This window comes from Flavobacterium sp., from assembly GCF_046317795.1.
Taxonomy (GTDB): Bacteria; Bacteroidota; Bacteroidia; order Flavobacteriales; family Flavobacteriaceae; genus Flavobacterium.
The window spans coordinates 1-14,606 of sequence record NZ_JBKCVI010000217.1 but is presented as its reverse complement, the minus strand read 5'-3'; the positions used below and the strand labels follow the sequence as shown (position 1 = coordinate 14,606).

General features: G+C 31.8%; 14 protein-coding genes. 11 read left to right on the top strand and 3 right to left on the bottom strand.

Annotated elements, in window-relative coordinates:
- Positions 1 to 478 (top strand): aminotransferase class IV (locus ACK5ON_RS12770; protein WP_409823181.1); only part of this gene is annotated, 478 nt, incomplete at its 5' end.
- Between the two features lie 158 nt (positions 479 to 636).
- Here the strand turns inward: ACK5ON_RS12770 and ACK5ON_RS12765 are convergent.
- Positions 637 to 1,020, bottom strand: a complete 384-nt coding sequence (locus ACK5ON_RS12765) for a hypothetical protein (protein ID WP_409823178.1) — start codon at positions 1,018 to 1,020, stop codon at positions 637 to 639.
- Positions 1,021 to 1,097: 77 nt separating this feature from the next.
- On the opposite strand from ACK5ON_RS12765, the gene ACK5ON_RS12760 reads away from it, so the two are divergent.
- From ACK5ON_RS12760 to ACK5ON_RS12740, 5 genes are read left to right on the top strand one after another with little or no spacing between them, the layout of a single operon-like run.
- A complete protein-coding gene (locus ACK5ON_RS12760; RefSeq protein WP_396175427.1) occupies positions 1,098 to 1,286 on the top strand; it encodes a hypothetical protein in 189 nt (62 codons plus the stop codon).
- 54 nt (positions 1,287 to 1,340) lie between these two features.
- A complete protein-coding gene (locus ACK5ON_RS12755) occupies positions 1,341 to 2,444 on the top strand; it encodes a GyrI-like domain-containing protein (RefSeq protein ID WP_409823175.1) in 1,104 nt (367 codons plus the stop codon).
- A gap of 57 nt (positions 2,445 to 2,501) precedes the next feature.
- Positions 2,502 to 3,044, top strand: coding sequence for an RNA polymerase sigma factor (locus ACK5ON_RS12750; protein WP_396175424.1), 543 nt, complete (start codon positions 2,502 to 2,504; stop codon positions 3,042 to 3,044).
- 30 nt (positions 3,045 to 3,074) lie between these two features.
- The gene (locus ACK5ON_RS12745; RefSeq protein WP_409823172.1) at positions 3,075 to 3,488 is read left to right on the top strand and encodes a hypothetical protein; all 414 of its coding nucleotides are present in this window, start codon (positions 3,075 to 3,077) and stop codon (positions 3,486 to 3,488) included.
- A gap of 4 nt (positions 3,489 to 3,492) precedes the next feature.
- Positions 3,493 to 3,954, top strand: a complete 462-nt coding sequence (locus tag ACK5ON_RS12740; RefSeq protein ID WP_409823169.1) for a sensor of ECF-type sigma factor — start codon at positions 3,493 to 3,495, stop codon at positions 3,952 to 3,954.
- A 27-nt stretch (positions 3,955 to 3,981) separates the two neighbouring features.
- On the opposite strand, the gene ACK5ON_RS12735 is transcribed toward ACK5ON_RS12740, so the two are convergent.
- Positions 3,982 to 5,031 (bottom strand): WD40/YVTN/BNR-like repeat-containing protein, encoded by a 1,050-nt coding sequence (locus tag ACK5ON_RS12735; protein WP_409823166.1) that lies wholly within the window; start codon positions 5,029 to 5,031, stop codon positions 3,982 to 3,984.
- Positions 5,032 to 5,153: 122 nt separating this feature from the next.
- Here ACK5ON_RS12735 and ACK5ON_RS12730 point away from each other — a divergent pair, with 122 nt between their 5' ends.
- The 5 genes from ACK5ON_RS12730 (at position 5,154) to ACK5ON_RS12710 (ending at position 13,387) form a co-directional block, all read left to right on the top strand.
- Entirely contained in the window at positions 5,154 to 6,407 is a 1,254-nt protein-coding gene (locus tag ACK5ON_RS12730; RefSeq protein ID WP_409823164.1) for a hypothetical protein, read from the top strand.
- A gap of 139 nt (positions 6,408 to 6,546) precedes the next feature.
- Positions 6,547 to 8,526, top strand: a complete 1,980-nt coding sequence (locus ACK5ON_RS12725; RefSeq protein ID WP_409823161.1) for a KUP/HAK/KT family potassium transporter — start codon at positions 6,547 to 6,549, stop codon at positions 8,524 to 8,526.
- Between the two features lie 148 nt (positions 8,527 to 8,674).
- Positions 8,675 to 9,895 carry an RsmB/NOP family class I SAM-dependent RNA methyltransferase gene (locus ACK5ON_RS12720; protein WP_396175431.1) on the top strand — a complete coding sequence of 407 codons (1,221 nt, stop codon included), beginning with the start codon at positions 8,675 to 8,677 and terminating at the stop codon, positions 9,893 to 9,895.
- 8 nt (positions 9,896 to 9,903) lie between these two features.
- Entirely contained in the window at positions 9,904 to 10,980 is a 1,077-nt protein-coding gene (locus tag ACK5ON_RS12715; protein WP_396175412.1) for an endonuclease, read from the top strand.
- A 181-nt stretch (positions 10,981 to 11,161) separates the two neighbouring features.
- Entirely contained in the window at positions 11,162 to 13,387 is a 2,226-nt protein-coding gene (locus tag ACK5ON_RS12710) for a DUF349 domain-containing protein (RefSeq protein ID WP_409823157.1), read from the top strand.
- Positions 13,388 to 13,421: 34 nt separating this feature from the next.
- Here ACK5ON_RS12710 and ACK5ON_RS12705 read toward each other — a convergent pair whose 3' ends face one another.
- On the bottom strand, positions 13,422 to 14,348 hold the full coding sequence (locus ACK5ON_RS12705) for an aspartate carbamoyltransferase catalytic subunit (protein ID WP_409823154.1): 927 nt from the start codon (positions 14,346 to 14,348) through the stop codon (positions 13,422 to 13,424).
- Positions 14,349 to 14,606: the final 258 nt, after the last annotated feature.

Here is a 14,606-nt window from a genome sequence, read left to right as displayed (position 1 = left end):
AGCTGCTGGAAATTATTCGGCTCAATTCTATCCTCAAAAATTGGCTCAAGAAAAAGGTTTTCAACAAATCATTTGGACAGATGATGCTACACACACCAAACTAGAAGAAGCGGGAACAATGAACGTATTTTTCAGAATTAATGACACTATTTACACAGCCCCAGTAAGTGAAAGGATTTTGGATGGAGTTACTAGAAAAAGTTTAATCCAATTAGCCAAGCGAGATGGAATTAAAGTTGAAGAACGTTCAGTCTTAGTTGATGAAATAATAACCGCAGCTAAAGACGGAAGTTTAAAAGAAATATTTGGTGCTGGAACGGCTGCTGTTGTAAGTCCAATTGTAGGTTTTCAATATCAAGAACATTATTATGAATTACCAAAAATAGAAAACTCAATTGCATTGCAATTAAAAGATAAAATAACTAAGATTCAATATAATTTAGCGGAAGATACTTTTGGATGGACGGTAAAGGTTTAGTGTTCAGTGTTCAGAAAAAAGTGTTCAGTTTTATAATAAATAGTCCAAGGAAACTTTGAGTTTTTTTTAATTTGATTTTTGTTAAAACTAAGTTTAAGTGACATTAAATCAAGTAAAGCTAAAATTGCCACTGAACACTAAAAACAGATCACTGAATACTATTTCAGTATTTCCTCAAAACTCGGTTTAAAATAATTTGGTCCTTTCATAACTTTTCCATCTTCACGGTAAATGGGTTTTCCATCTTCACCAAGTTTACTCATATTACTGCGTTGGATTTCGTCAAACACTTCTTCAATCTTGTGTTGCAATCCGTGTTCCAAAATCGTTCCGCACAAAATATAAAGCATGTCGCCAAGCGCATCGGCTATTTCTACTAAATCATCATTCTGAACAGCATCAAGATATTCTTCGTTCTCTTCTTTCATTAAATCAAAGCGAAGCTTGTTTTTTTGTTCGCCCAAATGTCCTTTCATTTCATAACTTACCCCTAATCCAAATGACGTATGAAATTCTTTTACTGCGTTGAGTTGTTTTTGCATTTTTAAAAAAATTAATTGATGATGCAAATTACAACTTTACCTTTCATTTGATTAAATTTGTTGAAAATTTTGAAAATATGTTCACAACTGGTCAATGGATTTTTGCCGCTTTGTTTTTTATTGCTTTTATTATTGCCATGTATTTTGCCTATGGAAAAGACAAAGCATTACACCAAAAAATGTACAAAGGAAGTTATAAAATTCTAATAGGATTTTTTATTTTTATTGTTTTACTTTTTGTGATAAAAATATTTTTTAAACACTAATATCATTTTTGTTAACAATGAATGCATAACTTTGAATGACCTAATAATCCCTACATGAGAATTATAAAATACCTACTTCTTCTCTTTCTATTATCCCTAGTTGGATTAACCGTATATGTAGCCACCCAAAAAGGAGATTTTGAAGTTTCAAAAAGCAGCATTATTAAAACCCCAAGAAATACCGTTTTTGATTATGTAAATGATTATAAAAATTGGGAAACTTTTGGTTCTTGGATGGATAAAGAAAATAATATTAAGTTTGAATATCCTTCAAAAACAATGGGTTCAGGTGGCTATTGCTCTTGGGAAAGTAGTGCTGTAGATGGAAATATCAAAACATATTTTGTAAAAGAAAATGATAGCATTTTTCAAAAGGCAAACTTTAATAGTGCCAAATCTGATATATTTTGGACTTTCAAAGATACAACTGGAGGAACAAAAGTTACCATCCATACTAAAGGAAAAATGGATGTTTTGACTAAAATAAAAACTTTTTTCAATGGTGGAATTTCAGGAGTTTTGTCGGATGCATTCGAAAAAAGTTTACGAAATCTTAATAAAACTTTGGATTATGAAATCAAGACTTATTCCATTAAAGTAAATGGCATAGTGCAAAAAAGTTCTGGATTTTGTATCAAACAAACCGTTTCCTGCAGGATTAAAAGTGTCTCAAAAAACATTAAAATCATTATGGCAAGAATGGTTAGTTTTTTCAAGAAAAACAAACTTGCTATGGCTGGAAAACCATTTATTTTATACGACCGGTATGACGTTGCCAATGATTTTGTAACTTTTTCAGTTTGCATACCTACTGATAAGCAAGTTTTTATATCATCGGGAAGTGATATGACTACAGGTGAAATTATTCCATTTACTTGTTTAAAAACAACTTTAATTGGTGATTATTCTCATACAGCGGAAGCTTGGTCGAAAGCAAAAAAATACATTGCAGATAATGGTTTAACTCAAAACTTTGCTGGAAAATATGTTGAAGTCTATGTCAAAACAATTGACGATGTCAAGCAACCTTCCAAATGGATCACCGAAATTTACATTCCAGTTTTTCCAAAAGTTGCAGTTGCAAAACCTGCTGTTGTAGCAACAACAACTGTTATCACACCAACGGAAAGTGCTCCAACTCCTGTTGAAACTCCATAGTTTTCTGATAGATTAAACCTTTTCTAGTATCTTTATTCCAATTGATAAATTATCGCTTTGCAAGAAGAAAAGGAATTCATTGAGCAATTATTAAATCCTAAAACGCAAAACCAAGCGTTTCAAAAACTCTTGCGCGATTATCAACGGCCGTTATACAATCACATTCGAAATATTGTTCTCAATCATGATGACACCGATGATGTTTTGCAAAATACATTTGTCAAAGTATTTCAATATCTGAAAAATTTTAAAGGAGAAAGCAAATTATTTTCATGGATGTATCGGATTGCCACAAACGAAGCTATTACTTTTATCAATCAAAAAGCAAAGCGAAATGGAACAACAAGTGAAGCAATGCAAAATAAAATTGTAGATAATTTACAAGCCGACACTTATTTTGATGGCAATGAAATTCAACTCAAGTTGCAGAAAGCTATTCTACTATTACCTGAAAAACAACAATTAGTATTTAAAATGAAATACTATGAAGAGATAAAATACGAAGACATGTCGGAGATTTTGGGCACTTCAGTCGGTGCCTTGAAAGCATCTTATCATCATGCTGTAAAAAAAATCGAAGAATTTATGAAAACAAATTAAACCAATACGAATTTTTAAAGTCCTAAGACCATGAAAGAATTTAAACTAGATAAAGAACCAAAAATAAATTCCGGATTTACAACTCCAGAAGCTTATTTCGATTCGTTTTCTGAAAGCGTTTTAAAACAATTACCAAAAAGTGAAGCCAAAGAAATATCGCTTTTTAAAACAAGAAGAAAATGGTATTATGCCGTGGCTGCTGTACTTGTTTTAATGCTATCTATTTCATTATATATTAAATATGAAACAAATTCAAACGAGATTGATTCAAAAACATTAGAAGATTACATCACCTATCACTCTTCAATTACTGAAGATGAAATAGTCAATTTATTGGAAACGGAAGATCTAGAAAAAATGAAAATAGACTTAAAACTTAAAAACGAAGATTTGGAAGAAACTTTATTAAACAATGCTGAACTTGAACAATACTTAATAAACTAAAGATATGATACACAAAAAATTAATTCTAGTATTTCTATTGCTATTAACAGCAAATACATTTGCACAAAACGGCATGATGTCAAAGGAAAAAAGAGATAAAATCAAATCACTCAAAATAGCTTTTATCACCAGCGAATTATCCCTAACATCAGAGGAAGCCGCAAAGTTTTGGCCTATTTATAATACTTTTGAAGATAAACAACAAGATATCAGAAAACAGAAAATGAAAGGTTATATCGACAGAATGGATGATGAATCACTCGATAAATTAAGTGAAAAAGAAGCTTCAACACTGCTTGTTCAAATGGAAAGTACTGAAGATGAATTGTATCAAGCCAAAAAGAAGTTAATCAATAGTTTGAAAGGAGTACTTCCGCCCGTTAAAATTTTGAAACTTAAAAAAGCGGAAGATGATTTTAATCGAAAACTTTTACAACAATATCGGGATAAACGCCCTAAACAGTAATAAATTAAAGAGCCATTGGCTCTTTTATTATTTAAATTCAATTCTTATAATCTTATCCTTTCCAGCAGCAAAAGCAGTAGTTTTATTTAAAAATCTCAACGTATATAATGTTTTATCTGTTGAGAATTGTTTCCATGAATTACCTCCGTCTGAAGAATAATAAATCCCAGAAGTTCCAACTGAAACCAATTGTTTTCCTTTAGAATTTGGCACAAACTGAACGCATGAAGCATAACCAAAACCAGAATTTTCGGAAATTAATTTCCAAGTTTTTCCACCATCAAAAGTCATGGCTTTGTTTTGAAAATTCTGGTCTAAAACTTCATAATTTCCGCCAGCAATAATTCCAATTGTATCATTATAAAAATCGGCTGTGAAAATTCCGGTCATTGTTTTTCCTTGAACTATTGGAGTGTCATAAACGTTCCAAGTGTTTCCTTTATCTGGAGAATAAAATACTCTTGATTTTTTTCCGCCAGAAACAACCCAAGTTTCATCTTTTTTGATAACAATATTCGTGTTACTTGCTGCAAAAGCAGCTTCACCCTCTACAACTTTTGGCAACTCAGCACACGGTATTTTATTCCAAGTATTTCCACCATCACGTGTAATAAGCATACAAAGACAATTTTCTATTGGATCACCAATGGCTATTCCTTCTTGTTCATTCCAAAAATTCATACTATCATAAAATACTTTTTCATGATTTTCTGAATAGACTTTTTCAAATCTTATATCTGATTTATTTATTTTAAAAATGGCAGCAGGATTTCCAATACTAACAATAAAAACAGATTTAGAATTTTGAGCAATACTTCTAAATTCGTATTTCAAACTATCATTTTGGATTTGCTTTTGAACTTTCTCGCCCGTTACAAAATTGTAATACCCAAAAAGTGAATTATTTGCTGCATACCACAATTTATCCTTATCAATTTGAATAGCTCTGATGCTTATTTTTTCATTTAAAATAGTATCAACACGAACTGATGTAAAGGAAGCCCTGTTTGATTGCGCCACCGATTTATAACCGATACAAAGTGTAAAAAAAGCAAAAAGTAGAATCCAATTTTTCATTGTTAATTATTGAAATGTAGGCCAATATACAACAATTAACTTTCTTGAAATTAGTATTAAAAATCTGTGGCACAGTAATTGGATATTGAGTTAAAAGCTATTCATTACTAAAACTAATAATTATGAAAACAAAAATTGTAACATTGTCAATACTGACTATTTGGAGTATTACAACAGGTTTTGCTCAAAACCGAACTACGGTGAGTGCAAACAATTCTGAAATTAGTGATAACTTAGATTTGAGAGCGGTTGCTTCCATTTTTGGCGATTCAAGAAATTTAGAGGATTTTGAAAGAAGATTAAACGATCCAAAAGTTCAAATTTCTAATTTGGATTTAAATCAAGATAATCAAGTTGATTATTTACGGGTTATTGAAAGTGTTGAAGGAAACGCACATTTAATTGTAATCCAGTCAGTTATTGGTCGAGATACTTTTCAAGATGTTGCTACAGTAGAAGTTGAAAGAGATCGATTTAATCGAGTTCAAGTTCAAGTTGTTGGTGATGTTTTTATGTATGGTAATAATTATATTTATGAGCCGGTTTACGCCTACACACCTGTTATTTATAATTCATTTTGGGTAGGAAATTATACTCCTTATTGTTCTTCTTGGTATTGGGGATTTTATCCCAATTATTATTATTCTTGGACTCCATTTCCTATATTCAGATACCGATCAAATATAGGATTCTGTATCAATAATTATCATCATTACAATTATGTGAATTATAGAAGATGTGAAGTTGCTTATAATTCATACAGAGGAAGAAGAGGAAATGCATACGAAATTAGATATCCAAATCGCTCTTTTAATCAAAGAAACGAAAACTATGCAAATCGATACGAATTAGATAATAGTAGAAGTAATCAAACAACTACAGGTAATCGTAATCAAACAGTATATACAAATACTCGAAACTTCGCAAATAATTCAATCTCTACTAGAGGAAATTCTAATCAAAGAACTGAAATACAAAGCATTGGAACATCAAGAAATTATTATGCTAACAACAATACTATAAGAGTAAATTCTAATCCAAGAAATGAAACACAAAGTATTGGAACACCAAGAAATTATTATGCTAACAATAATACTATAAGAGTAAATTCTAATCCAAGAAATGAAACACAAAGTATTGGAACGCCAAGAAATTACAATGCTAACAATACCATTAGAGTAAACTCTAATTCGAGAAGTGTAACTCAACAAAACCAAACTCCTACTGAAACTATTCGAAATAATAATCCAAGAGAAAACAATTACAGTAATGCGTCCTCAAGAAATTCAAGTTCAGGAAAATATTCAAACCAAAGAATGAATACAGAAAGAGTAGCAAGAACATCGGGAAATCCTATAGGTAATAAAAGAGGTTAGAATTTATAAAATAGAAATATTATTATAAAAAGCATTACAAATTGTGGTGCTTTTTTTATGTGAAAATCAAAAAAATAATCACCTAAAAAAATAATCATTTTAAAAAAACAGTACATTTGTATCCTTTTAACTTCAATTCATGAACGCTCATAATCATCAGCTGCACAGCAAACTTACCACAGGCGGATTACTTGTTACATTAGGAATTATTTACGGCGATATTGGGACTTCACCACTCTATGTTATGAAAGCCATTCTTGGTATTCATGCCATTTCAAGAGACATTGTTTTAGGAGGCATTTCCTGCATCTTTTGGACACTCACTTTACAAACTACACTTAAATATGTTATCATCACACTAAGTGCAGACAATCATGGTGAAGGTGGGATTTTTGCACTATTTGCACTAGTCAAAAGAACCAAAATAAAATGGTTAATAGTTCCTGCCATTATTGGTGGAAGTGCTCTACTAGCCGATGGAATTATAACGCCACCCATTTCGGTATCTTCAGCCGTAGAAGGTCTGCGTAATTTTAATCCTGAAATAAATACGATACCCATTGTTATTGGAATTTTAATTGCATTATTTACTATACAACAATTTGGTTCTAAGCTTGTTGGTCGATTTTTTGCCCCAATGATGTTGGTTTGGTTTACGATGTTGGGCGTACTTGGTACCCTACAAATTCTGTCTGATTTTAGTGTTTTTCATGCAATCAACCCTTACTATGCTTATGAATTATTACAAATTCATCCTGAAGGTTTCTTTGTTCTTGGAGCTGTATTTTTATGCACAACAGGAGCTGAAGCTTTGTATTCAGATATGGGACATTGTGGTAGAAAAAACATCAGAGTCAGTTGGGTATTTGTAAAAATAATGTTGCTTTTAAACTATTTTGGTCAAGGTGCCTATTTAATAAATCACGAAGGACAAACCTTAGCAGAGCTTGGTGGAAAAGCAGGTAATCCGTTCTATTTAATTATGGCAGATTGGTTTTTACCAATTGGAATTGTAATCGCAACTATGGCTGCCGTGATTGCTTCACAAGCTTTAATTAGTGGTTCTTTTACACTAATCAATGAAGCCATGCGTTTAAACTTTTGGCCAAAAGTAAAAATAAAATATCCTACTGAAGTCAAAGGACAATTGTATATTCCTTCTATTAACTGGTTACTTTTACTTGGTTGTATTGGTATTGTTTTGTATTTTAAAGAGTCATCAAACATGGAGCATGCCTATGGTTTAGCCATTGTTTTATGTATGATAATGACAACCGTTTTACTCAACTTTTACTTGATTTTAAAAAGAGTAAAACTTTATTTTATTGTTCCATTAATAACATTATATATAGCTATTGAATTTAGTTTTTTATATGCCAATGTTGTTAAATTTTTCCATGGTGGTTTTGTAACATTAATAATTGCATCTGGATTAATAGGTATTATGGCTACTTGGTATTTAGCCAAACAAATTAGTAAAAATTATACTAAAATTGTCAAAATTGACGATTATAAAAAAGTACTTTCTGAGTTGAGTGTTGATTTATCCATTCCAAAATATGCTACTCATTTGGTGTATATGACTAACTCAAATCGTTCGGATGAAATCGAGGAAAAAGTGATGTTCTCTATTTTGCAAAAAAGACCTAAACGTGCCGATATTTATTGGTTTATTCACGTAAATGTTCTCAACGAACCTTATAAAAAAGAATATAAAGTAACCGAAATAATGAAAGACGATTTATTTAGGGTAGATTTTTATCTCGGATTTAGAGAACCAACAAAAATTAATTTGATGTTCAAGGAAGTGTTAAAAGATATGGTAAAAAATGGCGAGGTAGATATTACCAGTCGTTACGAATCGTTAAACAAAAACAACATTATTGGCGATTTTAAAGTAGTATTATCAGAAAAATTCTTATCCAATGATAGCGATTTAACTTTCTTTGAAAAAGTGGTCATGAACACCTATTTTATCATTAAAAAATTCAGTTTATCCGAAGAAAAAGGATTTGGATTGGATAGTAGCTCCGTAAAAATAGAACAGTTTCCATTAGTACTGCATGCTCCAGAAAATATTGAGATGCACAGAATTATTGGTGATAGAACTAATTTATAAACTTTTAGTTGACATTATATTAATTGAATATTTAGAAAGTGTTCCTTTTGAAATTACTGAATAAAAATTCTTTTAGATTTTTAGCTTGTTAAATTTAAGTGTAGAGAATAAAAAAGCAATACCTTTGCACGCTTATTTTTTTTACACCATGCGATTACATCGAAATCTTGTTTACACCACCATCGATTCTTTAAATGCGATATTCAATGAAGGAGAATATGCAGATAAAGTGGTTGCACGTGCTTTGAAAAAAGACAAACGCTGGGGAAGTTCCGATAGAAAATTTGTAGCCGAAACCATCTATGAAATTGTTCGTTGGAAACGGCTTTACATGGAAATTGCCGATGTAAAAGAACCTTTTAATCGTGATCATTTATGGAGAATATTTGCAGTTTGGGCAGTATTAAGAGGTTATCCTATTCCCGATTGGCGACAATTAGAAGGTACACCTGAACGAAAAATAAAAGGACGTTTTGACGAATTATCAAAAATTAGAAAAATGCGTGAGTCTATTCCTGATTGGATGGATGAATTAGGGGTGAAAGAATTAGGCGAAGAAATTTGGACAAAAGAAATAGCCGCTCAAAATAAACAAGCACAAGTTATACTAAGAGTTAACACCTTAAAATCAACTAGAGAAAAACTTCGTGCTTTATTAATGGATTTAAATATTGAAACCGAGTTTTTAAAAGACCAACCCGACGCTTTGGTTTTGAAAGAGAGAGCGAATGTATTTTTAACAGATGCTTTCAAAGAAGGTTTTTTTGAAGTACAAGACGCTTCTTCACAATTGGTGGCTGCATTTCTCGATGTACAACCTGGAATGAGAGTAGTAGACACCTGCGCTGGGGCTGGTGGTAAAACATTACACATGGCTTCCTTAATGAAAAACAAAGGACAATTAATTGCCATGGATTTGTATGAAAGTAAATTAAAACAATTAAAATTAAGAGCTAAAAGAAATGGCGCTTTCAATATTGAATATAGAATCATTGATACTACAAAAGTTATCAAAAAACTACATGAAAAAGCCGATAGAGTGCTGATTGATGCACCATGCAGTGGGTTGGGAGTTTTAAAAAGAAATCCTGATGCAAAGTGGAAACTACAACCAGAATTCATTGAAAATATAAAAAAAGTACAAGCCGAAGTTTTAGAAAATTATTCTAAGATAGTAAAACCGGGTGGAAAATTAGTCTATGCAACTTGTTCCATATTACCTTCTGAAAATCAAGAACAAGTCAAACGTTTTTTGAGTACCGAAACAGGAAAATCATTTACTTTTATCAAAGAAACCAAAATATTAGCCCAAGATACTGGTTTTGATGGTTTTTATATGGCACTATTTGAACGAAAAATTAACAACTAAAAAATAAAATGAAAAAAATATTTACATTTCTATTATTCTTAAACATAACTATTGTTTTCTCTCAAGCTGGTGCTCCTGCAACTCCCTATTACAATGGATTTAATTGGACATTAACTGGTACAAATTTAAAAAATGCATTGGCAACAAAAATCATTAGTACCCATACAAATTTTTTGACTTACACACCAGGAGTATGGAATGCCCTAAAAAATACTGATTTAGACCCTTCAAATAGCAACAATGTCTTTTTGGTATATGGATGGGAAAACGGAACAGATGCTGATGTTACGAATGATCGCACAAGAAATAAAGATTTTAACAGCGGGAATAATGGCGACTGGAATAGAGAACACATTTTTGCACAATCACTTGGAAATCCCGATTTAGGACAGTTTGGACCGGGTGCTGATGCTCACATGTTAAGAGCTTGCGATGTACAAAGGAATAGTAATAGAGGAAATAAATTATATGCAGCTGGGAATGGAAATTCAGGAGATGTGGGTCCTTTTTGGTATCCAGGAGATGAATGGAAAGGAGATGTAGCGCGTATTCTAATGTACATGTATTTGCATTATGGAGAACAATGTCTTCCAACTCTTGTTGCAACAGGCACTACAGCAACAAGTGATTCTAACATGGTAAATCTTTTATTAGAATGGAATTCTGACGATCCAGTTTCTCAGTATGAAGACAATAGAAATACTTACCTAGGCAATCCTTTCAACACAAATGGTCAAGGTAATAGAAATCCGTTTATAGATAATCCCTATTTAGCTACTGTTATTTGGGGCGGACCAATTGCACAAAACAGATGGCCTACAATTTTCCTAGAAAACCCAACTTATGATTATGCTAATAGTATTTCAGTTTATCCAAATCCTTCCAATGATATTGTAAATATTCAATCAACTATTACAGTTGAAGAAATAGATATCATCACGATAAATGGTCAAATTTTGCAACGTATAAAAAAGCCAATTTTTGAAAACAACACCTACTCTATCAGCAACTTGCAGAAAGGTTTTTATTTTTTAAAATTATCATCAACCAATTTTACAACAACAAAAAAAGTGTTGATAAACTAAATTTGATAACTACATTTTTACAAAAAACGCTGAGGTCTATCAACGAAGTTTTTTGTTTTTAATCCAAAATGATTCTTGATTTTCTTTAAAAATGTTGAGAAAACGTTGATTCCCTTTGAATTTTAAAGCTTCTTTACTATCTTTCGCCCTCAAAATGTGTAACCCTTAAAACATCCACAAAATGTTAGAAGAAAAGAATGATAACCTGCTTGAAGCAGATGGAAACGTAGTAAATGAATCGTTAGAATTCACAACAGCCAAAAATGAAGAAGCCGCTATTGAAATTCAAGACGAAACTCCAGAAATTGTGACAGAAGTAGAAACTGTTCAAGAAGTAGAATCCCTAGTTGAGGAAACAGAAGCAATTGAAGAAGTAGAGACTCCAACTGACAAAGTCGTAGCTGTTTTAACTGAAGAACTTACCGAAGATGAAATTGAATTAGCTACCGAAAAAAGAGAATTGGTAGAGGAAACTGTTGAGGATGTTGTTGAAACTGAAGAACCTTCGTTAGAAGAAAACACTATTGAATTGACAGCAGAAGAAATAAATGATGATACACCAGTTATAGAAACAATTACTAACGAAACTTCTGAGGAAACAGAAAATCAATCTGTAATTAATGCCATTGAGCAAATAAATGCTGAAGAAAGTGAAGACGAGTCATTAAAAGAACGTCATGATATTCCAATGTTGGATTATGAAACACTTTCGATGGATGAACTTATTGATGAACTTGGCAACTTGGTTGTTGTAGAAAAAGTGATGTCGGTAAAAGACCATGTGGAAGAACTAAAAAAAGCTTTTTTATCAAAATACTATCATTTTATTGATGAAAAGAAAGAAGAGTTTCTTGCTGAAAATCCTGACACCACAGAAGACTTCCATTATCATTTTCCATTAAAAGTAAAATTTGACCAACTATATAATCAATACAGAGAAAAGAAAAACAGTCATTTTAAAAGTATTCAAAATGATTTAAAAACCAATTTGGAAAACAGATTGGCAATAGTTGAAGAATTAAAAAATCTAATCCATAGTCAAGAAAGTATCCCCGTAACTTTAAAGAAATTTAATGATATTAGAGACCGTTGGAAAGTGGCAGGTCCAATTCCAAAAGATAAATACAACCACGTTTGGAATAATTATCACTTTCATTTAGAAAATTTCTATGACATTCTTCACCTTGATAGAGAAATTAGAGATTTAGATTTCAAACATAATTTGGTTCAAAAATTAAAAATTATTGAGCGTGTTGAAGAATTAATCAAAGAAGAAGACATCAACAAAGCGTTTCGTGAGTTACAAGATTTACACCGCATTTGGAAAGAAGAAATTGGCCCAGTTTCAAGAGAAAATCGTGAAGAAATTTGGAATAAATTCAGCGAATTAACCAAGCAAATGCACGACAAACGCGAAGGTTTATATGAACAATACCGCGAGGTAGAAAATGTAAATCTTGTAAAGAAAAAAGAGCTTATTGCCCAAATTGAAGTTTTAGCACAAGAAAAAGTTAATTCTCATGCAGCTTGGTTAGGTCAAATTGTTAAAGTAGAAGCGTTGCGAAATGAATTTTTCAAAACTGGAAAAGTACCTTCAGAAGTAAACGAAGCTACTTGGACAGAATTCAAAAACGCAGTGAGAAGTTTTAATGTATTGAAAAACTCTTTCTATAAAGATATTAAGAAAGACCAAAATGACAATCTTTCCAAAAAACAAGCACTTGTAGCAAAAGCTATCGAATTAAAAGAGAGTACCGATTTTGTTACCACAACACCGCTTATGAAACAAATTCAAGAAGAGTGGAAAACCATTGGTCATGTGCCAAGAAAATTTTCAGATAAACTTTGGACTGAATTTAGAGCGGCTTGTAACGAATATTTCGAAAAAGTAAAAGAGCAAAAAACAGAAGTAAATACTGAAGAATTGGAAGCTTTTGAAAAGAAAAAAGAATATTTAGAAACTTTGAAATCGTTTGAACTAATTGGTGAACACAAAGCCGATTTGGATGGAATTAAAGTCCATATTGAAACTTGGAAAAGTTTTGGTAAAGTTCCCTTTGCCCGAAGACATATCGAAGGCAAATTCAACAAAATATTAGATGCCCTTTTTGAAAAACTTAGCTTGAGCAAAAAAGATAACGAAATGGCTCGTTATGCCAATAAATTAGACCATTTATCTAATACTGATTCTAGAAAACTGGACAACGAAAAAGTATTCATTCTGCGTAAAGTTGATGAAGTTCAAAGTGAAATTTTCCAATTAGAAAACAACATTCAATTCTTTGCTAGAGCAAAATCAGATAACCCAATGGTAAAAGAAGTACTGAAAAATATTGATCTAAAAAAAGAGGAATTAGGCATTCTAAAAGATAAACTTAAGCAACTTAGAAATCTAAAAACTGAATAATCATAAAAGTCTCAAATAAAATTTGGGACTTTTTTTATTGTTGAATTTTTGAAGCCAAGAGATAAATTACAGCCATTCTGATGGCAACACCGTTTTCTACTTGTTCAAGAATAACGGATTGTTGTGAGTCGGCAACGTCCGAAGTGATTTCAACACCGCGGTTTATTGGACCAGGATGCATGATGACAATTTCTTTGTTCAAAGAGTCGAGTAATGCTTTGTCAACGCCATATTGTTTTGCATATTCTCTGGTTGATGGAAAGTAATTCACATCCATTCTTTCGTTCTGAACCCGAAGCATGTTAGCCACATCGCACCATTCAAGTGCTTTGCGCAAATTGGGCTCAACAGTAACACCTAAACTTTCAATGTATTTTGGAATAAGTGTTTTTGGGCCGCAAACTTTTACTGTTGCACCTTGCATTTTTAGTGCATAAATGTTAGACAACGCTACACGAGAATGCAAAATATCACCCACAATTACTACCTTCTTTCCTCCTACTTCACCTAGTTTTTCTTTGATAGAATAGCTGTCGAGCAATCCTTGTGTTGGATGTTCGTGTGCGCCATCTCCTGCGTTTATGATACTTGCTTTTACATTTTGTGACAAGAAATAAGCCGCGCCAGGATTAGCATGACGCATTACCACCATATCCACTTTCATGGAAAGAATATTATTCACAGTATCAATTAAAGTTTCTCCTTTTTTTACAGATGATTGTGCTGAAGAAAAACTAATTACATCAGCAGAAAGTCTTTTCTGTGCCAACTCAAAGGAAAGTTTTGTTCGCGTACTGTTTTCAAAAAAGATATTGGCAATAGTTATGTCTCGCAATGAAGGTACTTTTTTTATCGGACGATTGATTACTTCTTTGAAATAATCAGCCGTTTCGAAAATCAAGTCGATATCTTCCTTTTTGAGATATTTTATGCCTAGTAAATGATTGACTGACAGTTCCAAGTTGTTTATGGTTTATGGTTTGTTGTTTTTGGTTTGTTGTTTTTGGTTTGTTGTTTATGGTTTGTTGTTTATGGTTTGTTGTTTATGGTTTGTTGTTTATGGTTTATGGTTTGTTGTTTATGGTTTGTGGTTTATGGTTTGTTGTTTATATTCTTAATACTTAATACTTAATACTTAATACTTAATACTTAATACTTAATACTTAATACTTAATACTTAATACTTAATACTTAATACTTAATACTTAATACTTAATAC

Bases quoted from the DNA above. Each gene is read 5' to 3' on its own strand.
- ACK5ON_RS12760 (WP_396175427.1), top strand. From the start codon at position 1,098: ATGTTCACAACTGGTCAATGGATTTTTGCCGCTTTGTTTTTTATTGCT.
- ACK5ON_RS12715 (WP_396175412.1), top strand. From the start codon at position 9,904: ATGAAAAAAATATTTACATTTCTATTATTCTTAAACATAACTATTGTT.
- ACK5ON_RS12710 (WP_409823157.1), top strand. From the start codon at position 11,162: ATGTTAGAAGAAAAGAATGATAACCTGCTTGAAGCAGATGGAAACGTA.
- ACK5ON_RS12765 (WP_409823178.1), bottom strand. From the start codon at position 1,020: ATGCAAAAACAACTCAACGCAGTAAAAGAATTTCATACGTCATTTGGA.
- ACK5ON_RS12730 (WP_409823164.1), top strand. From the start codon at position 5,154: ATGAAAACAAAAATTGTAACATTGTCAATACTGACTATTTGGAGTATT.
- ACK5ON_RS12740 (WP_409823169.1), top strand. From the start codon at position 3,493: ATGATACACAAAAAATTAATTCTAGTATTTCTATTGCTATTAACAGCA.
- ACK5ON_RS12720 (WP_396175431.1), top strand. From the start codon at position 8,675: ATGCGATTACATCGAAATCTTGTTTACACCACCATCGATTCTTTAAAT.
- ACK5ON_RS12735 (WP_409823166.1), bottom strand. From the start codon at position 5,031: ATGAAAAATTGGATTCTACTTTTTGCTTTTTTTACACTTTGTATCGGT.
- ACK5ON_RS12745 (WP_409823172.1), top strand. From the start codon at position 3,075: ATGAAAGAATTTAAACTAGATAAAGAACCAAAAATAAATTCCGGATTT.
- ACK5ON_RS12755 (WP_409823175.1), top strand. From the start codon at position 1,341: ATGAGAATTATAAAATACCTACTTCTTCTCTTTCTATTATCCCTAGTT.
- ACK5ON_RS12725 (WP_409823161.1), top strand. From the start codon at position 6,547: ATGAACGCTCATAATCATCAGCTGCACAGCAAACTTACCACAGGCGGA.